This is a genomic window from Microbacterium sp. ZXX196 (assembly GCF_009709595.1).
Lineage (GTDB): Bacteria > Actinomycetota > Actinomycetes > Actinomycetales > Microbacteriaceae > Microbacterium > Microbacterium excoecariae.
Genome location: NZ_WMEE01000003.1, coordinates 157,458 through 178,736, shown reverse-complemented (window position 1 = coordinate 178,736; position 21,279 = coordinate 157,458). Strand labels below are relative to the sequence as shown.

Genomic DNA, 21,279 nt, shown 5'->3' with positions numbered 1-21,279 from the left:
CCGAGGGTCCCTGGCGGACAGGAGCGGGAATCCTAGCGCATATGCGGCTGTGGTAAACTGGGTGAGGCCGGGAAGGACGTAATCTATATGCTTTTTGAGGTTGGCGAGACCGTCGTCTACCCCCATCACGGGGCAGCAACCATTACCGAAGTCAAGACGCGAGTCATCAAGGGCGAGGAGAAGACCTACCTCAAGCTCAACGTCACGCAGGGCGACCTGGTTATCGAGGTTCCGGCGGACAACGTCGACCTCGTGGGTGTTCGCGACGTGATCGGGGAGGATGGCCTGAACCAGGTTCTCGACGTTCTCAAGGCGCCGTTTACGGAGGAGCCGACCAACTGGTCGCGCCGATACAAGGCGAACCTCGAGAAGCTCGCCTCCGGCGACGTCATCAAGGTCAGCGAGGTCGTGCGCGACCTCTGGCGCCGCGACCAGGACCGCGGCCTATCGGCTGGTGAGAAGCGCATGCTCGCGAAGGCGCGGCAGGTGCTCGAGTCCGAGCTCGCGCTCGCGAAGGAGGTCTCCGAGGCGGAGGCCGCCACGATCCTCGACGAGGCGCTCGCCAGCAGCTGAGCCGCCCCGCGCGCAGATCGCCCCGCCGCCCGCTTTCGGGCGGCGGGGCGATTACTGTGTGGAACGTGAGCACCGCAGCGCCCCTTCGTACCGCCATCATCGTCGTCGCCGCCGGCAGCGGGACCCGCCTGGGGCGAGGCGCGCCCAAAGCATTCGTCGGACTCGACGAACACACGATCCTGCGGCACTGCCTGCGCGGGGTCTTCGACGCCGAGCCCGCCCAGGTGATCGTCGTCGCCCCGGAGGAGCGCGTGGGCACGGCGCTCGCCGACGCGCACGAGGCGGCCGGCCCGCGGCGCGAGCTCGTCACGGTCGTCGCTGGCGGTGCGACGCGCCAGGCCTCAGTCGCCGCGGGGCTCTCCCGCGTCTGGGCCGACATCGAGATCGTGCTTGTGCACGACGCCGCGCGCGCCCTCACCCCCGGCGACGCGATCGACCGCGTCGCGGCCGCCGTGCGACGCACGGGCCACGGCGCCGTGCCAACGCTCCCGGTCGTCGACACGATCAAGCGCGTCGACGCGGGCACGATCACGGGGGTCGTCGATCGCTCGGAGCTCGCGGCCGCGCAGACGCCGCAGGGATTCCGCCGCGACGTGCTCGTGGCGGCGTACGAGCGGGCGCACACCGAGTTCACCGACGACGCGGCGCTCGTCGCCGAGGCGGGCCACGAGATCGACAGCGTCGCGGGCTCGCCGCTGGCGTTCAAGATCACGACGCCCGCGGATCTCGACCGCGCCCGCGCGCTCGTGTCCGCGGATCCGCTCCCGGGCGTGCGGCCTCCCGCGCCCGCGCCCGCGGCGCGCGTGGGCGTGGGAACCGACGTGCACGCCTTCGGCGGCGGCGGTGAGCTCTGGCTCGCGGGCGTCGCGTGGCCGGGGGAGCCCGCGCTGTCCGGGCACTCGGACGGGGACGCCGTCGCGCACGCGATCGTCGACGCGGTGCTGGGTGCCACGGGGCTGGGGGACATCGGCACGCACTTCGGCACCGACCGGCCCGAGTTCGCGGGCGCGCACGCCGACGCCTTCCTCGCGGAGACCGCGCGGATCCTGTCGCGCGCGGGCTGGCGCGTCGAGAACGTCGCGGTGCAGGTCCAGGCTCTCCGGCCGAAGTTCACGCCGCGCCGCGGCGAGGCGGAGCGCGCGCTGACCGACGCGCTCGGCGCGCCCGTGTCCGTGTCCGCGACCACGACCGACGGGCTGGGCTTCACGGGGCGGGGCGAGGGGGTCCAGGCGATCGCCGTCGCGCTCGTGGCGCGCGCCTGACGGCGCCGGCGCGCGCGGATAGGCTGGGCGGGTGGCAGTCCGGCTCTATGACACGCGCGCGCAGGCGCCTCGCGACTTCGTTCCCCTCGACGACGGGAACGTCACGATGTACGTCTGCGGCCCGACGGTGCAGTCGGGTCCGCACGTGGGGCACGTGCGGGCCGCGCTGGCGTTCGACCTGCTCCGGCGGTGGCTCGCCCACCGGTTCGGCCGCGTCACCGTCGTGCGCAACGTGACCGACATCGACGATAAGGTCCTCCAGAACGCGACGGCCGACGAGCCGTGGTGGGCGCTCGCCTACCGGGTCGAGCGCGAGTTCCAGGCGGCGTACGACGCCGTGTCGATCCTGCCCCCGACCTACGAGCCGCGCGCGACCGCCTCGATTCCGCAGATGCAGGAGCTCATCGCCCTGCTCATCGACCGCGGTCATGCGTACGCGGCCGGGGGAGACGTCTACTTCGACGTGCGCTCCTGGCCGTCCTACGGCGCGCTCACGCGGCAGGACGTCGACGCGATGGCGGACGACGGCGAGGCGGATCCGCGGGGCAAGCGGGATCCGCACGACTTCGCGCTCTGGAAGGCGGCGAAGGAGGGCGAGCCCGACAGCGCGCGCTGGGACTCGCCGTGGGGACCGGGGCGGCCCGGGTGGCACATCGAGTGCTCCGCGATGTCGCGCCGGTACTTCGGCGGGGAGTTCGACATTCACGGCGGCGGCCTCGACCTGCGCTTCCCGCACCACGAGAACGAGCTCGCGCAGTCCGGCGCGGCGGGCGACGCGTTCGCGCGCTACTGGGTGCACAACGGCCTCGTCACCGTCGGCGGCCAGAAGATGTCGAAGTCCCTCGGCAACTTCACGCTCGCGGCCGACGTGCTGCGCGATCGCGCGCCGCGCGTCGTGCGCTACGCGCTGGCCGCCGCGCACTACCGCTCGAGCCTCGACGTCTCGGACAAGGCGTTCGAGGAGGCGGCCGCGGCGCTCGAGCGGATCGACGGGTTCCGCGCCCGCGCGGAGCGCGCGCTGGGGACGACCGACCCCGAGATCCCCGGCGCGTTCGCCGACGCGCTCGACGACGACCTGGGCGTGCCGCAGGCGCTCGCGGTCCTGCACGAGACGGTGCGCGCCGGAAACACGGCGCTCGACGGCGGTGATCTGGACGCGGCCCGTGGCGCCTTCTCAGGCGTGTCGGGCATGATGGAGATCCTCGGGTTCGACGAGCCGGGGAGCGCGGCTCCCGCGGGCGGGGCCGAGGGGCACGCGCTCGCCACCCTCGTCGAGGCACTCATCGCGCAGCGCGCCGAGGCGCGCGCCGACAAGGACTGGGCGACGGCCGACCGGATCCGCGATCACTTCGCGGCCGCGGGGGTCACCCTCGAAGACACTTCCGATGGAACGGTTTGGAGCATCGATGGCTAAGCCAGGCAGGCCCGGCGCGGGCGGCAAAGGCAAGAAGGGCGCGACCAAGGGGTCGGGCGGCCAGGGGCGCAAGAAGCTCGAGGGCCGCGGTCCCACGCCCAAGGCGGAGGACCGCGTCTACCACAAGGCGCACAAGCGCCGGGAGCTCGCGGAGCGCTCGGCCGCCAAGCGGCCGCAGCAGCGCTCGTCGGCCCCGCGCCGCCGCCCGAACGACGACAACGAGTATGTGACGGGCCGCAACAGCGTGCTCGAGGCGCTGCGCACGCGGATCCCAGCGGCCGCCCTCTACGTCGCGCAGCGCGTCGAGATGGACGACCGCGTCAAGGAGATGCTGGCGCTCGCCCGCAAGCGCGAGCTCGCGGTGCTCGAGGTCACGCGACCCGAGCTCGACCGCATGGCGGGCTTCGACGGCGTGCACCAGGGCGTCGCGCTGAAGGTGCCGCCGTACGAGTACGCGCACCCGCAGGACCTGCTCGAGCAGACCCTCGAGCAGGGATCCACGCCGCTGTTCGTCGCGCTCGACGGCATCACGGATCCGCGCAACCTCGGCGCGATCATCCGCTCCACGGCGGCGTTCGGCGGCCAGGGCGTCATCATTCCGCAACGCCGCTCGGCGGGCGTGAACTCGGCGGCGTGGAAGACGAGCGCGGGCGCCGCGGCGCGCGTGCCGGTTGCCATGGCCTCGAACCTCACGTCGACGCTGAAGGAGCTCAAGAAGCAGGGCGTGTTCGTGCTGGGCCTTGACGGCGGCGGCGACGTTCAGATGCCGGCGGTCGAGCTGTCCGACCGGCCGCTCGTGCTCGTCATCGGCAGCGAGGGCGACGGCCTGTCGCGGCTCGTGGCCGAGACGTGCGACCAGATCGTATCGATCCCGATCTCGGACGCGGCCGAGTCGCTGAACGCGGGGATCGCCGCCAGCGTCGCGCTGTATCAGGTGGCGACTCTGCGCGCCGCCCAGGGCTGACCCGGCGCAGACACGACGAGGGGGACGGCGCCTGGCGCCGTCCCCCTCGTCGTGTCCCGCGGGTGTTACGCGGAGGCGATGGCCTTGTCGATCAGGCGCTCGCCCGTCTCCGCGTCGAAGACGTGCACGCGGCCGGGCGTCGGCGAGAGCGTGACGGTGTCGCCGGCCATCGGGTGGTCGCGGCCGTCGACGCGCGCGACGAGCTCGACGTTCTCACCCTCGATCTCGGTGTGGCCGTAGAGGTACCCGTCGGCGCCGAGCTCCTCGACGAGGTCCACCTTGACGCTGAGGCCCGGCTGGCCCGGGCCCGCGACGACGAAGTCCTCGGGGCGCACGCCGATGCGGACCTTCGAGCCGTGCGCGCGGCCGAGCGCCTGGCGCTCGACGCCCACGACCTGGGTGCCCACCGTGACGCCGCCCTCGGCGATGTCGGCGGGGAAGAGGTTCATGGCGGGCGAGCCGATGAACCCGGCGACGAAGTCGTTCTGGGGGCTCTCGTAGAGGTCGCGCGGCGTGCCGACCTGCTGCAGGACGCCGTCCTTGAGGACCGCGATCCGGTCGCCCATCGTGAGCGCCTCGGTCTGGTCGTGCGTGACGTAGACCGTCGTGACGCCCAGGCGGCGCTGCAGCGACGCGATCTGCGTGCGGGTCTGGACGCGGAGCTTGGCGTCGAGGTTCGACAGCGGCTCGTCCATGAGGAACACCTGCGGCTCGCGCACGATCGCGCGGCCCATCGCGACGCGCTGGCGCTGACCGCCCGACAGGGCCTTCGGCTTGCGGTCGAGGTAGGGCTCGAGGTCGAGGAGCTTCGCGGCGTCCTGCACGCGCTTGGCCCGCTCCTCCTTGCTGACGCCCGCGATCTTGAGCGCGAAGCCCATGTTGTCGGCCACCGTCATGTGCGGGTAGAGGGCGTAGTTCTGGAAGACCATCGCGATGTCGCGGTCCTTCGGCGGCACGTCGGTCACGTCGCGATCGCCGATGCGGATGGCGCCGTCGTTGACCTCCTCGAGGCCCGCGAGCATGCGGAGCGAGGTGGACTTTCCGCAACCGGAGGGGCCCACGAGGACGAGGAACTCGCCGTCGCCGATCTCGAGGTTGAGCTTGTCGACCGCGGGGCGGACGCCGCCCGGGTAGACGCGGGTGGCGTTGTCGAACGTCACAGTGGCCATGACTGTTTCTCCTTCACCGGCAGGTACGTGCCGGACGATCCGTTGTGAATGGAAGCGGGGCGCCGGAGCGTACCGCGGGCCCGTCATTGGGCCTGGCCTGAGTATTGCATGGGAGTCACGTGGCGCGCCAGCGCGGATCCGGATATCCCGCGTACCTGGCCCTTTCCCAGCGGTCGTCACTATGCTTTCGGGGTTGTCGTCCGCACCTGGCGGACCGAGGAGACCCACCAGATCATGACGAATGAGACGCCCGAACTCCCCGAGAACTCCGCGCCTGGCGCGCGCCGCGAGGCGCTGCGCGAGAAGGCGACGGCCGTGAAGGCGCGGATCCGCCGCCGGCGGCTAATCCGCTGGGCCGTGATCGCGCTCGTCGTGATCGTCGCCGTCGGCGCCGCCGCCTGGTGGATCTGGCGCGAGGTCTCGCCGGAGATTGACCGCCCCGTCGTGACCCCCAACAACGTCACGGGCGACGCCGTCGACATGATCTCTCTCCTCCCCGAGGAGGAGCGGCCGGAGACCGTCGCGGACCCGATCGACATCGAGATCTACGTCGACTACCTCTCGCCGGACGCGGGCGACATCGAGCAGAACCTCGCGCCGGCGATCTTCGAGCTGGTCGACGAGGGCGTCGTGACGGTGGCCTACCACCCGCTCTCCCTGCTGTCGGGGCAGTCGAACGGCACGCAGTACTCGGCGCGCGCCGCCGGCGCCGCTTTGTGCGTCGTCTCGGACGCGCCGCAGACGTTCCGCGCATTCAACACGGCGCTGCTCACGAATCAGCCGGAGCCCGACACGGACGGCTACACCGACGAGGAGCTCGCGGACCTGGCCGAGGAATCCGGCGCCGAGGGCCTGGGCGGCTGCATCGCCGACCACACCTACACCCCGTGGGTGTCTGAGGCGACGGCCCGCGCGCTCGATGGCGAGCTTCCCGGCACCGACGGGGTCGCGCTGACCGGCGACGCGATGGTGCTGGTCGACGGCATGGAGTACGAGGGCGCGTTCGACGACGCCGCGGAATTCAGCCAGTTCCTCCTCACCGTGCAGAGCGAGCTGTACTACGGCGACACGGGCGATTCGGCCGACGCCGAGTAGGGTGGATCCCGCCCCGCTCGGGGCCCCGCCGGCTTAGCTCAGTTGGTAGAGCACCTGTCTTGTAAACAGGGGGTCGTCAGTTCGAACCTGGCAGCCGGCACCGTCACACCGCGGCGCCCGCGACGCCGCATTTCGTCACAGAGGGTCACGCGCCGCGCCTGGCGCGGCGGCGCTCCTTAGGCTCGTTCCATGGGCGGGCGAAGGACGGGATGGCGATGAGCGAGGACACGAACCAGGCGGCGTCGGGGCGCGGGGCGCGCACGCGCGCGCAGCGGGGCGCGAGCAAGCCGCACGGGCAGTGGAAGATCGACGGCACGGAGCCGCTGAACGCCAACGAGCAGTTCAAACAGGACGACAGCGGGCTCAACGTCCGCGCGCGCATCGAGAACGCCTATGCGAAGGGCGGGTTCGCGTCGATCGACCCGACCGACCTGCACGGCCGCTTCCGGTGGTGGGGGCTGTACACGCAGCGCAAGCCCGGCATCGACGGCGGGCGCACCGCGACCCTCGAGCCGCACGAGCTCGAGGACGAATACTTCATGCTCCGCGTCCGGATCGACGGCGGCCAGCTCACGACCGAGCAGCTGCGCGTGATCGGCACGATCTCCACGGAGTTCGCGCGCGGATCCGCGGACCTCACCGACCGGCAGAACATCCAGCTGCACTGGATCCGCGTCGAGGACGTGCCCGAGATCTGGCGGCGCCTCGAGGCGGTCGGGCTGGGGACCACCGAGGCGTGCGGCGACGTGCCGCGCGTCGTGCTCGGGTCCCCCGTTGCGGGCATCTCCTCGGAGGAGCTGATCGACCCGACGCCCCAGATCGACGAGATCACGGAGCGCTTCATCGGGGATCCGGACCTCGCGAACCTGCCCCGGAAGTTCAAGACGGCGATCACGGGCCACCCGAGCCAGGACGTCGTGCACGAGATCAACGACGTCGCGTTCGTCGCCGTGACCCACCCCGAGTACGGCGTCGGATACGACGTGTGGGTCGGCGGCGCGCTCGCCACCGTGCCGCGCCTCGGCGAGCGGCTCGGAGCCTGGGCGGCGCCCGACCAGGTGGCCGACGTCTGGCACGGCGTCGTGCGCATCTTCCGCGACTACGGCTACCGTCGCCTGCGCAACAAGGCGCGCCTGAAGTTCCTCCTCGCCGACTGGGGTGTGACGAAGTTCCGCGAGGTGCTCGAGACCGAATACCTCGGGTACCGCCTGGCCGACGGGCCCGCGCCCGTGCGGCCGACGGGGCCCGGCGACCACGTCGGCGTGCACCCGCAGAAGGACGGCCGGGTCTATGTCGGCGCGACGCCGATCGTCGGGCGCGTGTCGGGGGAGCGGCTGACGGCGCTCGCCGACCTGATCGAGGAGCACGGATCCGCGCGCCTGCGCACGACGCCGCACCAGAAGCTCGTGATCCTCGACATTCCGGCGGACCGGACGGAGTCGCTCATCGCGGGCCTCGACGGGCTCGTGCTCAGCGCGCGCCCGAGCCTCATCCGCCGCGGCACGATCGCGTGCACCGGCATCGAGTATTGCAAGCTCGCGATCGTCGACACCAAGGACACCGCCGAGCGCGCCGTGCGCGATCTGGAGGAGCGCTTCGCCGACACCGATCTGCCGGCGCCCCTGTCGCTGCACGTCAACGGCTGCCCCAACTCGTGCGCGCGGATCCAGACGGCCGACATCGGCCTGAAGGGCCAGATCATCACGGACGACGCGGGCAACCAGGTCCCGGGCTTCCAGGTGCACCTGGGCGGCGGCCTCGCCTCGCCCGACCGCGAGGAGGCGGGTCTCGGCCGCACGGTGCGCGGGTTGAAGGTCACGGCGGACGGCATCTCCGACTACGTCGAGCGCGTCGCGCGCCGCTACGCCGACGGCCGCGAGGGCGGCGAGTCCTTCGCGCAGTGGGCGCACCGGGTCGACGACGAGGTGCTCACATGAGCGTGAGCCTCGCGCCGCGGGCCACGCGGCGTACCGCCGACGAGCTCGAGGTCCTCGCGCGCGAGGCCGTCGTGGAGCTCGGGAGCGGGACGGATCGCGAGGTCGACGCGGCGGCGGCGATCGCGTGGGTCGCCCGGACCTTCGAACCGGGCGCCGTCGCGGTCGCCTCCTCGATGGCCAACACCGTGCTGCCCCGCTTCGTCTCGCAGCGGATCCCGGGTGTCGACGTGCTGTTCCTCGACACCGGCTACCACTTTGTCGAGACGCTCGCGACGCGCGACGAGGCCCAGCGCCAGCTCGACATCCGCGTCGTCGACGTCACCGCGAGCCTCTCGGTCGCGGAGCAGGACGCCGCCTACGGGCGCGACCTGTTCGCCTCGAACCCCGAGTACTGCTGCGCCATGCGCAAGGTCGAGCCGCTGCGCGACTCGCTGCGCGGATACGAGGTGTGGATCTCGGGCGTGCGCCGCGAGGAGTCCGCGACGCGCACGATGGCCCCGCTCGTGACCTTCGACCACAAGAACGGGCTCGTGAAGGTCAACCCGTTCGTGGCGTGGACGAGCGACGAGCTGTACGGCTATGCGGCGCAGCACGGCGTGCCCATGAACCTCCTTCTCGGGGCGGGATACCCGTCGATCGGCTGCGAGCCGTGCACGCAGCCGGTCGCCGAGGGCGCGGATCCGCGGTCCGGTCGCTGGGCGGGCACGGCGAAGGTGGAGTGCGGGATCCACGTGATCTGAGCAGCCGCCTGTAGCCTCGAGAGGTCATGGAACGCTCGGGGTCCGCGCGCATCGTCGCGCTCGTCGTCGGCGTCGTGGGCGCCGTCGCCGTCGGCGCGCTCACGGCCCTGCAGGCGCGCCTCAATGGCGAGCTGGGCGCCGTCCTCGCCGACGGGTTCCTCGCCGCGGCCATCTCCTTCGGCTCGGGCCTCGCGGTCCTCGTCGTGCTCGGGCTCGCGCTGCCGTCGGGGCGCGCGGGCCTGAAGCGCATCGTCGCCGAGCGGCGCGCGGGGCGCCTCGACTGGTGGCTCCTGTGCGGCGGCGCGGCCGGGGCCTTCAGCGTCGCGACGCAGGGCCTGACGGTCGGCGCGATCGGCGTGGCGCTGTTCTCCGTCGGCATGATCGCGGGGCAGACCGTCGGCGGGCTCGTCCTCGACCGCACGGGGTACAGCCCCGCGGGCGTTACTCCCGTGACCCCGGGCCGCCTCGTGGGCGCCGCGCTCGTCGTCGCGGCCGTCGTCGTCTCGCTCGGCGGCGCGGTCGGATCCGTCCCGGCCTGGATGCTCGCGCTGCCGTTCCTCGTCGGCGTCGGCGTCTCCTGGCAGACCGCGACGAACGGGAGGCTGCGGCAGCGGGCCGGATCCGCGCTCGCCGCGACGGCCGTCAACTTCGCCGGCGGAACGGCGCTCCTCGCCGTCGTCGCCGGGTTCTCGGTCGCCGTCCGCGGGTGGCCCGAACAGTTCCCCACCGCGCCCGCCGTGTACGCGGGCGGCGTGCTCGGGGTGACCTACATCTTCATCTCGGCGGCGCTCACGCCGCGGACCGGCGTGCTCGTCATGACCCTCGGGTCGGTCGTCGGCATGCTCGCGTCGTCGGTCGTGTTCGACCTCGTCTGGCCGCCCGAGGCGGACCCGGACCCGGTGCGCCAGGCGGCCATGATCGTCCTGGCCGCGGCGGGCGTCGCCGTGGCGATCGCGCCGAGGCGGGGGTTCAGGACTCGGGGGTGAAGGTGAGCGACAGCGAGTTCATGCAGTAGCGGTCGCCCGTCGGCGTGCCGAAGCCGTCGGGGAAGACGTGCCCGAGGTGCGAGCCGCATGCGGCGCACCGCACCTCGGTGCGCTGCATGCCGAGGCTGTTGTCCTCGAGCAGCTGCACCGCGTCGGGGCGCACCGACTCGTAGAAGCTCGGCCACCCGCAGTGCGAGTCGAACTTCGTGCCGCTCTGGAACAGCTCGGCGCCGCACCCCGCGCACGTGTAGAGGCCCGCGCGCTCCTCGTCCAGGAGCTCGCCCGTCCAGGCGCGCTCCGTGCCCGACTCGCGCAGCACCGCGTACTGCTCTGGGCTTAGCTCGGCGCGCCACTCGTCCTCGGACTTCTCGACCTCGTATGCCATGCCCCCAGGATACGACGCGCCGCGCGGGGCGGGCGCGGCCCGTGACGTGCCGTGACGCGGGCGAGAATGGGCGGATGGATCCCGCCCTCGCCGACGTCCTCCAGCGCTACGACCGCTTCGCGCGGGAGGAGGCGCCCGGGCGCAGCGCCCGGTACGCGGAGTGGGCCGCGGGGCTCGCGGCGGATCCGGAGACGGCGGCGATCCTCGCACCGCTTCCCGCGCCCCACCGGCAGCCGCCCGTCGTGTTCGCCGTGACGCGCATGCTCGGGGCGCCCGCCGATTACGACGCGTGGGCCGCGTTCGTGCGCGCCCACGCCGACCGCATCGTGGCCGAGTGCGCCGCGCGCACGACCCAGACCAACGAGCCGCTCCGGTGCGCGCCGCTCGCGTTCGCGCTCGCGCGCATCCCGGGGCGCGTCGCGCTCCTCGAGGTCGGCGCGTCGGCCGGTCTCTGCCTGTTTCCGGACCGCTACGCCTACCGATTCGTCGAGCCGGGCGGCGGCGCGCGGCTCCTCGGATCCGGTCCCGTCGTGCTGACCTCCGAGCTGCGCGGGGGCCTCGCCGCACCCGAGCGGATCCCCGAGATCGTCTGGCGGGCGGGCATCGACCCGCAGCCCCGCGACGCGCGTCGCGGGGAGGACCGCGCGTGGATCGAGGGCCTCGTCTGGCCGGGCGAGGACGAGCGCGCGCGGCGGATCGCGGGCGCGCTCGACATCGCGGCGGCGAATCCGCCCGAGATCCTCGCCGCGGACGCGGCAGAGGAGGGTGTACTCGCGTCGCTGGCCGCCAGGGCGCCCGCGGACGCGACGCTCGTCGTCACGACGCCGGGCGTGCTTCCGCACCTGCCCCGTCCCGCGCGCGAGCGCCTGATCTCCCAGATCCGCGACCTGGACGCCCGGTGGATCACGATCGATCACCCGCGCCTCCACGACGCGTGGACGGCGCCGATCGACGCGGAGGCGTGGCCCGGGTTCGTGCTCGCCCTCGACGGCGCCCCGATCGCCGCGACGGATCCGCTCGGTGGGTGGATCGCGCCCGCCTGACCGCGTGTCTGGGCGGACGCGCGGGGGAGGGCGCATACCCTCGAGACATGTCTGACGTGCACCTCGGCGCCCCACGTCCCGGGGCGGAGCAGGGCGGGCTCGACGAGCGCTCGCGCGCCATCCTCGCCTTCGAGGCGGAGTGGCCGCAGCACGACGGCGCCAAGGAGGAGGCCCTCCGCGCGCGCTTCGGGATGGAGCCCGCGCGCTACTACCAGGTCCTCGCGCGCCTGACGGACGACCCCCGCGCCCAGGCGCACGCGCCGCTGCTGATCGGCCGGCTGCGCCGCCTGCGCGACGCCCGCGCAGCGCGCCGCGCGCGGCTGCTCCATTGACGGGCCCGCTACCATGACCCGCGTGCCGCAGACCGACTTCCCGCAGGACCGCTTCGACGACGTCGACGAGGACCCCGCGCGGGTCGGCGCCCACCGCGCGCCGCGCCCCCGCTTCCGGTGGGTCGTCGTGCTCCTGTGGTGGCTCCTCGTTGTGGCGGTGCTGACCGGGGCGGGGATCCTGGCCTTCCTCGCGCTGTCGAGCACCGACTCGATCCGCCTCCCGTCGTCGAGCCAGACGGCGGTGGCGACGCCCTCCCCGTCGGAGATCGACACCTCGTACACGGTCCTCGTCCTCAACGGAACGGCGGACGCCGAGGCGTCCGCCGCGGTGCAGGAGGCGGTGCGCGACGCGGGGTGGGACGAGAGCGACATCGTCCCCCTGAACTCCGACGTCAACGACTTCCAGCACACGACGGTCTATTACGCAGACGCGGAGGATCAGGCGGCCGCGCAGGGCCTGGCCGACGCGCTCGAGATCGACGTCGTGCAGGAGAACGACGAGTTCGCGGCGATGAGCGACGGCGGCCTCACGATCGTCGTCGGCCTCGACCGTGTTTCGGAAGAGTAAACACCTCGCGTCAGCGCCGTCAATCCTTCGCCGATCGGCCGGAAACCGCGGATCCGCGCGGATAGCATCGCTCCCATCCCCGGCGCCACGCCGGGAGGTTCGCAGCACCAGGAGTGAGCATGACGCAGGGCACCGTGAAGTGGTTCAACGCCGAGAAGGGATACGGATTCATCACCGTCGACGCCGACGGGAAGGATGTCTTCGTGCACTACTCCAACATCGAGATGAGCGGCTTCCGCGTTCTCGAGGAGGGGCAGGCCGTGGAATTCACCGTCGGCTCCGGCCAGAAGGGGCCGCAGGCCGAGACCGTCCGGGTCGTCTGAGACTCCCCCTCATCGTCGCGCCGCCGGCGCCTCGCGTGAACCCACGCGAGGCGCCGGCGGCGTTCGTGCGGCGTCCGCGCGAAGAGGTTTGCACTCTCCCTGGTCGAGTGCCAGAATGCTCTTAGCACTCAGTGCGACTGAGTGCTAAAGACCACACGCCTACGTCCGGGAGGGACGACAACACATGGCAAAGATGATCGCTTTCGACGAGGAGGCCCGCCGTGGCCTCGAGCGCGGCCTCAACCAGCTGGCCGACGCCGTCAAGGTGACGCTCGGCCCGCGCGGCCGCAACGTCGTGCTGGAGAAGAAGTGGGGTGCCCCCACGATCACGAACGACGGTGTGTCGATCGCCAAGGAGATCGAGCTCGACGACCCGTACGAGAAGATCGGCGCGGAGCTCGTCAAGGAGGTCGCGAAGAAGACCGACGACGTCGCCGGCGACGGCACGACGACGGCCACGGTCCTCGCGCAGGCGCTCGTTCGTGAGGGCCTCCGCAACGTCGCGGCCGGCGCTGACCCCATCAGCCTGAAGCGCGGCATCGAGAAGGCCGTCGCGGCCATCACCGCCGAGCTGCTCGCGAACGCCAAGGAGATCGAGTCGAAGGAGGAGATCGGCGCGACCGCCTCGATCTCCGCCGCCGACCCCGAGATCGGCCAGCTCATCGCCGAGGCGATCGACAAGGTCGGCAAGGAGGGCGTCGTCACGGTCGAGGAGGCTCAGGCCTTCGGCACCGAGCTCGAGCTCACGGAGGGTATGCGCTTCGACAAGGGCTACCTGAACCCGTACTTCGTCACGGACCCGGAGCGCCAGGAGGCCGTCTTCGAGGACCCGTACATCCTCATCGCGAACCAGAAGATCTCGAACATCAAGGATCTCCTGCCCGTCGTCGAGAAGGTCATGCAGGCGGGCAAGGAGCTCGTCATCATCGCCGAGGACGTCGAGGGCGAGGCGCTCGCGACGCTCGTGCTCAACAAGATCCGCGGCATCTTCAAGGCCGTCGCCGTCAAGGCGCCGGGCTTCGGCGACCGCCGCAAGGCGCAGCTCCAGGACATCGCCATCCTCACGGGCGGCCAGGTCATCACGGAGGAGGTCGGCCTCAAGCTCGAGAACACCGACCTCGAGCTGCTCGGCCGTGCGCGCAAGGTCATCGTCACGAAGGACGAGACGACGATTGTCGAGGGCGCCGGTGAGGCGTCGGCGATCGAGGGTCGTGTGACGCAGATCCGCCGCGAGATCGACGCGACGGACAGCGACTACGACCGCGAGAAGCTCCAGGAGCGCCTCGCGAAGCTCGCGGGCGGCGTCGCCGTCATCAAGGCGGGTGCCGCGACGGAGGTCGAGCTCAAGGAGCGCAAGCACCGCATCGAGGACGCCGTTCGCAACGCGAAGGCGGCCGTCGAGGAGGGCATCGTCCCCGGTGGTGGCGTCGCGCTCCTGCAGGCCGCCTCGACCGCGTTCGCGAAGCTCGAGCTCGTGGGCGACGAGGCGACCGGCGCGAAGATCGTGCGCGTCGGCATTGAGGCGCCGCTCAAGCAGATCGCGCTGAACGCGGGCCTCGAGCCCGGTGTCGTGGCCGCCAAGGTCGCGGAGCTCCCGACCGGCCAGGGCCTCAACGCCGCCACGGGCGAGTACGTCGACATGCTGGCCGCCGGCATCATCGACCCCGCCAAGGTGACGCGTTCGGCTCTGCAGAACGCGGCGTCGATCGCTGGCCTGTTCCTCACGACCGAGGCCGTCGTCGCCGAGAAGCCCGAGCCGGCCGCGCCGGCCGCGGGCGGCCCCGACGCGGGCGGCATGGACTTCTAAGTCCTTCTCCCGCTCCGGCGGCGTCACGAGGCGGCCCTTCTCCCACGGGAGGAGGGCCGCCTCTCGTCGTCCGTCAGCGGAACATTCCGGCGATGTCGGCCTCGGCCTGCTGGTAGCCGGTGCCCGCGGCCTGGAGCCGCTGGGCCAGGTGCTGCAGCCCCTCCTCGACGCGCGCCTGCACCGCCTGCCATTCGGCGGCGAGGCCCTGGAACGCCTGCGACGCACCGCCCTGCCACGTCGCCTCGAGCTGGTGGATGCGCCCCATGAGGAGCGCGACCTCCGCCCGCAGCCGCTCCGAGGAGGCCTGCGCCTCCGCCTGTGCCTGGAGGAGCGCGTCGCTGTCGACCTGAAACTGGGTCATGTCGGATCCTTTCTCGTCTCGTTCCTCGACGGTAGGGATCCGCGCCCCGCCACCTTCGGCCCAGGGGCCGCCGCGCTCAGATAACCCGCGCGCCGAGCGGGGTGTGAACGCGCTCGGGTCCTACACGAGCGGGAAGGCGACCTGGAAGGTCGCGCCGCCGCCCGGGGTGTCGAAGACCGACACCGAGCCGCCGAGCCGCTCGACGATCGACGCGACGATCGCGAGGCCGAGGCCGCTGCCGCCCGTCTCGCGTGTGCGCGAGGTGTCCGCGCGCCAGAAGCGCTCGAAGATCTTGGCGCGGATCTCCGGCGGGATGCCCTCGCCGTGGTCCACGACCGAGATCCAGCCCATACAGGTATCGACGTCGACGCCGACCGTGAGCTCGATTGGCGAGTCCGCGGGGCTGTATCGGCGCGCGTTGCCCAGCAGGTTCGCGACGACCTGCTGGATCTTTTCCTCGGATCCGCGCACGATCGGGGGCACCTCGACGGGCTTGCCCGGGTCAGGGTCGGAGAAGTCGAGTGGCGCGATGGCGCGGGGGGTCTCGCCGCGCGCCGCGCGCTCGCCGCGGCGCCGCAGCAACGCGCGCTGCGCGCGCGAGAACGCCGCCGAGCCCGCGCTGAACGCGCCGCGCACGCCCGCGGCCGGGGGAGCGGGCGGCGCGTCCTCGCCGGGGGCGTCGCGGCGGGGAACCGGCGGCTCGAGCGCGTCGCGGGCGCCCTCCGACAGGATCGTGATGGGGCCCGTGAGGGCCTCGAACGTCGTGTCGTTCACGGCGATCTGGCGCGCCGGATCCGCGGCGCGCAGGTCGAGCGCCGCGTCGCGCGCGATCTGCCGGAGGTCGACGTCGCCGATCTCGAACTCGCGCCGCTCGTCGAGCCGGGCGAGCGACAGGAGGTCCTCGACGAGCGAGCTCATCCGCTTCGCCTCCTTCTCGATGCGCTCCATGGCCTTCGCGGTGTCCTCGTGCGTCTGAATCGCGCCCATCCGGAAGAGCTCCGCGTAGCCCCGGACGCTCACGAGCGGCGTGCGGAGCTCGTGGCTCGCGTCGCCGATGAAGCGGCGCATCTTGTCGACGGTCGCGTCCCGCTCGGCGAACGACTCGTCGAGGCGATCGAGCATTGTGTTGATGGCCAGCTTGAGGCGACCGACCTCCGTGCTCGGCTCGATGTCGGTCATGCGCTGCGCGAAGTCGCCGTCCGCGATCGTCATCGCCGTCGATTCGACCTGGCCGAGGCGCCGGAACGCGAGCGTCACGAGCCAGCGGGTGACGAGCGCGCCCACGAGGAGCGTGAGGATCGTCATGATCGTGAAGACCCCGACGTAGGTGCTCATGAAGGCGTCGACCTCGGACAGCGGGAGCGCCACGAGCTGGGCGTACAGCGCGCTCGTGCCGCCGACCGTGACCTGGACGGGGGCGACCGACGCGCGATACCCCGCGCCCGTGAGCGTGTCCAGGCTGAAGATCGCGTCCTGGTTGAGGAACGCGTCCTGCACCGTCAGCTCGGTGGGGAACAGCGGATCCGCTCCCGGCCCGTTCTCGCCGCCGGAGACGCCCACGAGGGCGCCCTCGGCGTCGTAGATGGCGATGATGTATTCGGTGCGCGGCTCCGGGTCCTTCGGCAGGAGGGTCGGGATCCCCTCCGCGTCCTGGACGACGTCGAAGACCGTCTCGTAGACGTCGGTTCCCGAGAGCTGCAGCGCGGAGGTGCCGACGTATCCGGACAGCATGGACTGCAGGACCGGGGTGGATCCGATGCCCGCCGACAGCAGGCCGGCCGCGAGCACGCCCACGGTCACGCCGGTGATCTTGGCGCGCAGGCTCGTGCGGCGCCACCAGCGTGTGATCGCGTCGGAGCGGGTGGCCAGGGCGCGCGCCTTTCCTCGGGGCGGGGGTTAGGGCTTGTCGACCTTGAGCATGTAGCCGAAGCCGCGCTTGGTCTGGATGAGCGACTCCGAGGCGTGCGGGTCGATCTTGCGGCGCAGGTACGAGATGTAGCTCTCGACGATGCCCGCGTCGCCGTTGAAGTCGTACTCCCACACGTGGTCGAGGATCTGGGCCTTCGAGAGCACGCGGTTCGGGTTCAGCATGAGGTAGCGCAGGAGCTTGAACTCGGTCGGGCTGAGGTCGATCGCCGTGTCGCCCACGTAGACGTCGTGCGTGTCCTGGTCCATCGTGAGCTCGCCGGAGCGGATGACCGACTCCTCCTCGTCCGACTGCATCGTGCGCCGGAGCACGGCCTGGATCCGCGCGACGATCTCGTCGAGGCTAAACGGCTTGGTGACGTAGTCGTCGCCGCCGACGTTGAGGCCCTTGATCTTGTCGTCGGTCTCGTCCTTGGCGGTCAGGAAGATGATGGGGGCCGTGTAGCCGGCGTCGCGCAGGCGCTTCGTGACGCTGAACCCGTTCATGTCGGGCAGCATCACGTCGAGCACGATGAGATCGGGCTCTTCCTCCAGCACGGCCGAGATCGTCTGGGCGCCGTTGATCACAGTCCTGACCTGGAATCCGGCGAAACGCAGGCTCTGGGAGAGCAGGTCCCGGATGTTCGGCTCGTCGTCGACTACGAGGATGCGCGGTGCGGTCATACCCCCATTATGTCGACAATGCGCCGTCGGTGGCGCTTTTGCGCGCCGAACCGCCCCTCACGCGACCCCGCGATCAGGCGGCGATGTCCTCCGTGTCGAGGATCGTGTAGCTGTATCCCTGCTCCGCGAGGAAGCGCTGGCGATTCTGCGCAAACTCCTGGTCGACGGTGTCCCGGGCGATGAGCGTGTAGAAGCTGGCCGTGTGGTCGCTGCGCTTGGGGCGAAGCAGCCGCCCGAGGCGCTGGGCCTCCTCCTGCCGGGACCCGAACGAGCCCGAGACCTGGATGGCGACGGAGGCCTCGGGGAGGTCGACGGAAAAGTTCGCGACCTTCGAGACCACGAGGATCCGCTCCGTGCCCTCGCGGAATGCCTGAAACAGCTCCTCGCGCTCGTCCACCGGCGTGGCGCCCGTGATCTGCGGCGCGCCGAGGGCGTCCGAGAGCTCCTGCAGCTGGTCGAGGTACTGCCCGATGACGAGGATCTGCTCGTCGCCGTGCCGCGCGATGATCTCGCGCGCCGCGTCGATCTTCGCGGGGGCGGTCGCCGCGATGCGGTACCGCTGGTCGTCGGCCGCGGCGGCGTATTCGAGGCGCTCGGAGGCGGGCAGGTCGATGCGCACCTCGTAGCAGGCGGCGGGGGAGATATATCCCTGCTGCTCGATCTCCTTCCACGGCGCGTCGAAGCGCTTCGGGCCGATGAGGCTGAAGACGTCCCCCTCCCGCCCGTCCTCGCGCACGAGGGTCGCCGTCAGGCCGAGGCGGCGGCGGGCCTGCAGATCGGCCGTGAGCTTGAACACGGGCGCGGGCAGGAGGTGCACCTCGTCGTAGAGGATGAGCCCCCAGTCGAGCGCGTCGAGCACGTCGAGGTGCGCGTACTGCCCCTTCCGCTTTGACGTGAGGATCTGGTAGGTCGCGATCGTGACGGGCTTGATCTCCTTGACCTGCCCCGAGTACTCGCCGATCTCGTCCTCGGTCAGCGTCGTGCGGGCGAGCAGTTCGTCGCGCCACTGGCGCGCGGAAACCGTGTTCGTCACGAGGATGAGCGTGGTCGTCTTCGTCGCCGCCATGGCGCCCGCGCCGACGAGCGTCTTGCCCGCGCCGCAGGGCAGTACGACGACGCCGGATCCGTCCGCCGAGAACGTGTCGACGGCCTGCTCCTGGTAGGGGCGCAGGCTCCACCCGTCCTCCGCGAGCGCGATCTCGTGGGGCGTCCCCGGGGTGTACCCGGCGAGGTCCTCGGCGGGCCAGCCGATCTTCAGGAGCTCCTGCTTGATCTGGCCGCGCGCCCACGCGTCGATCACGTGCGTGTCGGGATCGGGGTGCCCGATGAGGAGGTTCTGGATCCGCTTGTTGCGGGAGACCTCGGCGAGCACCGCGCGGTCGGTCGAGCGGAGCAGGAGCTCGCCCTCCTCGCCGCGCTCGATCGTCAGGCGCCCGTACCGCCCGACCGTCTCGCGCAAGTCGGTCGCGACCGAGGGCGGGACGGGGAAGCGCGTGAAGCGATCGAGGGTCTCGAGCATGCCCTCCGCCGTGTGGCCGGCGGCGCGGGCGTTCCACAGCCCAAGGCGCGTGATCCGGTAGGTGTGGATGTGCTCGGGGGCGCGCTCCAGCTCGGCGAACACGGCGAGCTCGTGCCGCGCCGCCTCCGCGTCGGGGTGCGCGACCTCGAGAAGGACCGTGCGGTCGCTCTGGACGATCAGGGGGCCATCAGCCATAGCCCACGAGTCTATCCGCGCGAGGCGAACCCGGGCCCGCGTTCAGACGCGGCGCGCGGACCGGATGAGCGAGACGGGGAGGGTGCGCTCGACGTCGGCGCCCGCGTCGCGCCCCCGGAGGCGGCCCCCGCCGAGCCCTGTCGCGTCGAGGCGCATCTCGCGCACGCTGCCGTCGGGCATGTTCACCTCGACCGCGAGCGTCGCGCGGTCCTTCACGGCCGCCTCGAGCTCGCGCTCGAGCCACGCGGCGTCGCCGTCGGCCGCGTGCCCCTCGCGGAGGCGCTCGATCAGCGCGGCGGCGTCGGCGGGCCGAGCCGGGTCGGGAAGAACCCGCCGCCGATCGCGCGGGAGCGGATCGCCCGCGGCGTCCACGCGCACGGCCGGATAGCGGGCGTCGGCGAGCGCCCAGAACACGGTGTCGGCGGCGGCGGCGGTCCGCAGGCGCTCGCCCTCGTGCACGAGGCCGAGGCTCTGGAGCGACTGGTCGACGCCGAGCGTGCGCAACAGGTGCGGATCCGTGCTCGTGACGACCGTGTGGCCGCGCTCGGGATCGGACGACACGCGGACGAGGCCGTGGCGGTCGGCGATGCGGTCGAGCAGATAAGCGAGCGGCTGGGGGACGCCGGTGAGGGAGATCTCCTCGAGGAAGGCGCGCATGGAGGCGGCCGTCTCGCCCGTGCCCAGGGCCTCGGTCAGCGACGGCTCGGAGAAGCGATACGAGGAGGCCTGAGCGTGCGACTCGCGCCGGGCCATGCGCCGCAGCCGCACGTCGAGCGCGGGGGCGAGCGGGCCGGGGCTGATCGCCGTGAGGTCGTTCTGCAGGTACACGCGGTCGACCTCGTGCGGGAGGAACTCCGCGAGCGCCGCCGTGTCGGGCGCGCCGCCGCGCCGCAGCGGCGCCGCCCAGGCCGGCTCGGTGGGCGGGTCGCCGTCGGCGACGACGCCGACCAGGCGGGCGAACTCGAGCCAGCCGCGCGCCTTATCGGGCCAGGCGTCGTCGAGCGGATAGGCGTCCGGCCACAGCGCGGGATCGATCCACCCCTCGCCCCGGCGCAGCCCGTCCGGAAGCGCATCGCGCAGCCGCGCGGCCAGCACCGCCCATCGCTCGGGCGTCGAGTGTTCGATCCACGCCGCGCCGGCGGCGGTGACGCCAAACACGCGATCGTGGCCCCGCAGGAGGCCCGTGGCGCCCGCGAGGCGCACGAGGGCGTCTGCCTCGCCCGGCGCGGCAACGATCTGTTCGTCGACGAGGCGCCGGCGCTCGGTCGCGCTGAGGGCGCCGGTCCCGACTCGCGCGAGCGGGGCGCCGAGGGCGCGCAGGAGGATGTCCGCGAGCGCCGTGATCGTCGTGAACGCGCGCTCCGCGGCATGTTCGGCGGCGGCGCCCGTCGCGGCCGGCGGCTCCTGGCCGGGCGTCGGCGTCGGGCTCGTGCCGCCGAGAGCGCGGGCGACGGCGGGAAGCGCGAGCCCCGCCTCGTCGGTGAGCGCGAGGGTGGTCAGCGGCTCGCCCGAGGCCAGGCGCCACACGGCGTCGCGGGGGAGGACCGAGAGCGCGTTCGCGACGTGCTCGGGGAGGAGGAGCCACTCGGCCGCGTCGAAGAAGTCGCGCCACGCGCCCGAGGCGGCGAGGACGTGACGCTCGGCGAACAGTGCCTCGAGCTCCCGGTCGTCGGCGGCGCGGAGCCGTTCGGCGATCAGTCGCGCCGCGGCGCCGTCCTCCGCGTTCACTGCCGGTTCGCCCGGCCCCGACGGATGAAGCTCATGATGAGCAGCGCGAGCAGCAGGAGGAACGAGATGACCGGGCCGACCATCTGCACGACGAACACGGTCGGCCAGACGCCCGACGCGTAGTCCACGCCGCCGACCGCGCCGGCGATCATCACCGCGACGAAACAGCCGATCGACAGCACGAGGATTCCCAGCGACATGGCGGCCAGGACCCGGTCGATGCGGCGCACGGGAGGGGCGCCATCGGCGTTATTGCTCATCCCTCCCACAGTAGTCCACGGACCCCCGC

21 protein-coding genes and 1 tRNA gene are annotated in these 21,279 nt (G+C 72.1%); 14 read left to right on the top strand and 8 right to left on the bottom strand.

The features are described from left to right. Positions 1-87 precede the first annotated feature (87 nt). The 4 genes from GJQ66_RS04220 (at position 88) to rlmB (ending at position 4,213) form a co-directional block, all read left to right on the top strand. Entirely contained in the window at positions 88-573 is a 486-nt protein-coding gene (locus GJQ66_RS04220; RefSeq protein ID WP_155048103.1) for a CarD family transcriptional regulator, read from the top strand. Positions 574-638: 65 nt separating this feature from the next. Beyond that, complete coding sequence (gene ispD, locus GJQ66_RS04215; protein WP_368732650.1) at positions 639-1,835, top strand: 2-C-methyl-D-erythritol 4-phosphate cytidylyltransferase; 1,197 nt, start codon at positions 639-641, stop codon at positions 1,833-1,835. Between the two features lie 31 nt (positions 1,836-1,866). Next, on the top strand, positions 1,867-3,249 hold the full coding sequence (gene cysS / locus GJQ66_RS04210) for a cysteine--tRNA ligase (protein WP_368732649.1): 1,383 nt from the start codon (positions 1,867-1,869) through the stop codon (positions 3,247-3,249). Next, positions 3,242-4,213 (top strand): 23S rRNA (guanosine(2251)-2'-O)-methyltransferase RlmB, encoded by a 972-nt coding sequence (gene rlmB / locus GJQ66_RS04205; protein WP_155048101.1) that lies wholly within the window; start codon positions 3,242-3,244, stop codon positions 4,211-4,213. Before cysS ends, rlmB begins: the two co-directional genes overlap by 8 nt. A gap of 65 nt (positions 4,214-4,278) precedes the next feature. On the opposite strand, the gene GJQ66_RS04200 is transcribed toward rlmB, so the two are convergent. Then, entirely contained in the window at positions 4,279-5,382 is a 1,104-nt protein-coding gene (locus tag GJQ66_RS04200) for an ABC transporter ATP-binding protein (RefSeq protein WP_155048100.1), read from the bottom strand. A 234-nt stretch (positions 5,383-5,616) separates the two neighbouring features. Here GJQ66_RS04200 and GJQ66_RS04195 point away from each other — a divergent pair, with 234 nt between their 5' ends. From GJQ66_RS04195 to GJQ66_RS04175, 5 genes are all read left to right on the top strand, one after another. After that, the gene (locus GJQ66_RS04195; RefSeq protein WP_196215808.1) at positions 5,617-6,477 is read left to right on the top strand and encodes a thioredoxin domain-containing protein; all 861 of its coding nucleotides are present in this window, start codon (positions 5,617-5,619) and stop codon (positions 6,475-6,477) included. Positions 6,478-6,504: 27 nt separating this feature from the next. Next, positions 6,505-6,577, top strand: a tRNA-Thr gene (locus GJQ66_RS04190). Between the two features lie 115 nt (positions 6,578-6,692). Then, positions 6,693-8,414: a nitrite/sulfite reductase gene (locus GJQ66_RS04185; RefSeq protein ID WP_155048098.1), complete on the top strand. Its 1,722-nt coding sequence runs from the start codon at positions 6,693-6,695 to the stop codon at positions 8,412-8,414. Further along, positions 8,411-9,154 carry a phosphoadenylyl-sulfate reductase gene (locus tag GJQ66_RS04180; RefSeq protein WP_155048097.1) on the top strand — a complete coding sequence of 248 codons (744 nt, stop codon included), beginning with the start codon at positions 8,411-8,413 and terminating at the stop codon, positions 9,152-9,154. The genes GJQ66_RS04185 and GJQ66_RS04180 overlap by 4 nt, the downstream gene beginning before the upstream one ends. Positions 9,155-9,180: 26 nt before the next feature. Further along, on the top strand, positions 9,181-10,140 hold the full coding sequence (locus GJQ66_RS04175; RefSeq protein ID WP_155048096.1) for a DMT family transporter: 960 nt from the start codon (positions 9,181-9,183) through the stop codon (positions 10,138-10,140). On the opposite strand, the gene msrB is transcribed toward GJQ66_RS04175, so the two are convergent. After that, positions 10,124-10,525 (bottom strand): peptide-methionine (R)-S-oxide reductase MsrB, encoded by a 402-nt coding sequence (gene msrB, locus GJQ66_RS04170; RefSeq protein WP_155048094.1) that lies wholly within the window; start codon positions 10,523-10,525, stop codon positions 10,124-10,126. The two genes, GJQ66_RS04175 and msrB, sit on opposite strands and share 17 nt — an antisense overlap. A gap of 74 nt (positions 10,526-10,599) precedes the next feature. On the opposite strand from msrB, the gene GJQ66_RS04165 reads away from it, so the two are divergent. From GJQ66_RS04165 to groL, 5 genes are all read left to right on the top strand, one after another. Beyond that, the gene (locus GJQ66_RS04165) at positions 10,600-11,568 is read left to right on the top strand and encodes a DUF2332 domain-containing protein (RefSeq protein WP_155048092.1); all 969 of its coding nucleotides are present in this window, start codon (positions 10,600-10,602) and stop codon (positions 11,566-11,568) included. A gap of 47 nt (positions 11,569-11,615) precedes the next feature. After that, positions 11,616-11,900: a DUF3263 domain-containing protein gene (locus GJQ66_RS04160; protein WP_155048091.1), complete on the top strand. Its 285-nt coding sequence runs from the start codon at positions 11,616-11,618 to the stop codon at positions 11,898-11,900. A gap of 22 nt (positions 11,901-11,922) precedes the next feature. Further along, entirely contained in the window at positions 11,923-12,468 is a 546-nt protein-coding gene (locus GJQ66_RS04155; protein WP_196215807.1) for a LytR C-terminal domain-containing protein, read from the top strand. Positions 12,469-12,587: 119 nt separating this feature from the next. After that, positions 12,588-12,791, top strand: coding sequence for a cold-shock protein (locus GJQ66_RS04150; protein ID WP_155048087.1), 204 nt, complete (start codon positions 12,588-12,590; stop codon positions 12,789-12,791). Between the two features lie 184 nt (positions 12,792-12,975). Next, positions 12,976-14,598 carry a chaperonin GroEL gene (groL, locus tag GJQ66_RS04145; protein WP_155048086.1) on the top strand — a complete coding sequence of 541 codons (1,623 nt, stop codon included), beginning with the start codon at positions 12,976-12,978 and terminating at the stop codon, positions 14,596-14,598. Positions 14,599-14,671: 73 nt separating this feature from the next. Here groL and GJQ66_RS04140 read toward each other — a convergent pair whose 3' ends face one another. The 6 genes from GJQ66_RS04140 to GJQ66_RS04115 form a co-directional block, all read right to left on the bottom strand. Next, positions 14,672-14,959: a WXG100 family type VII secretion target gene (locus GJQ66_RS04140; protein WP_155048085.1), complete on the bottom strand. Its 288-nt coding sequence runs from the start codon at positions 14,957-14,959 to the stop codon at positions 14,672-14,674. Positions 14,960-15,079: 120 nt separating this feature from the next. Further along, the gene (locus tag GJQ66_RS04135; protein WP_368732648.1) at positions 15,080-16,759 is read right to left on the bottom strand and encodes a sensor histidine kinase; all 1,680 of its coding nucleotides are present in this window, start codon (positions 16,757-16,759) and stop codon (positions 15,080-15,082) included. Positions 16,760-16,855: 96 nt separating this feature from the next. After that, entirely contained in the window at positions 16,856-17,548 is a 693-nt protein-coding gene (locus GJQ66_RS04130; RefSeq protein WP_155048084.1) for a response regulator transcription factor, read from the bottom strand. 73 nt (positions 17,549-17,621) lie between these two features. Then, positions 17,622-19,262, bottom strand: a complete 1,641-nt coding sequence (locus tag GJQ66_RS04125; RefSeq protein ID WP_155048083.1) for a DNA repair helicase XPB — start codon at positions 19,260-19,262, stop codon at positions 17,622-17,624. Positions 19,263-19,304: 42 nt separating this feature from the next. Then, positions 19,305-20,990 carry a helicase-associated domain-containing protein gene (locus tag GJQ66_RS04120; protein ID WP_368732647.1) on the bottom strand — a complete coding sequence of 562 codons (1,686 nt, stop codon included), beginning with the start codon at positions 20,988-20,990 and terminating at the stop codon, positions 19,305-19,307. After that, complete coding sequence (locus GJQ66_RS04115; protein ID WP_155048082.1) at positions 20,987-21,250, bottom strand: multidrug ABC transporter ATPase; 264 nt, start codon at positions 21,248-21,250, stop codon at positions 20,987-20,989. The genes GJQ66_RS04120 and GJQ66_RS04115 overlap by 4 nt, the downstream gene beginning before the upstream one ends. Positions 21,251-21,279 lie beyond the last annotated feature (29 nt).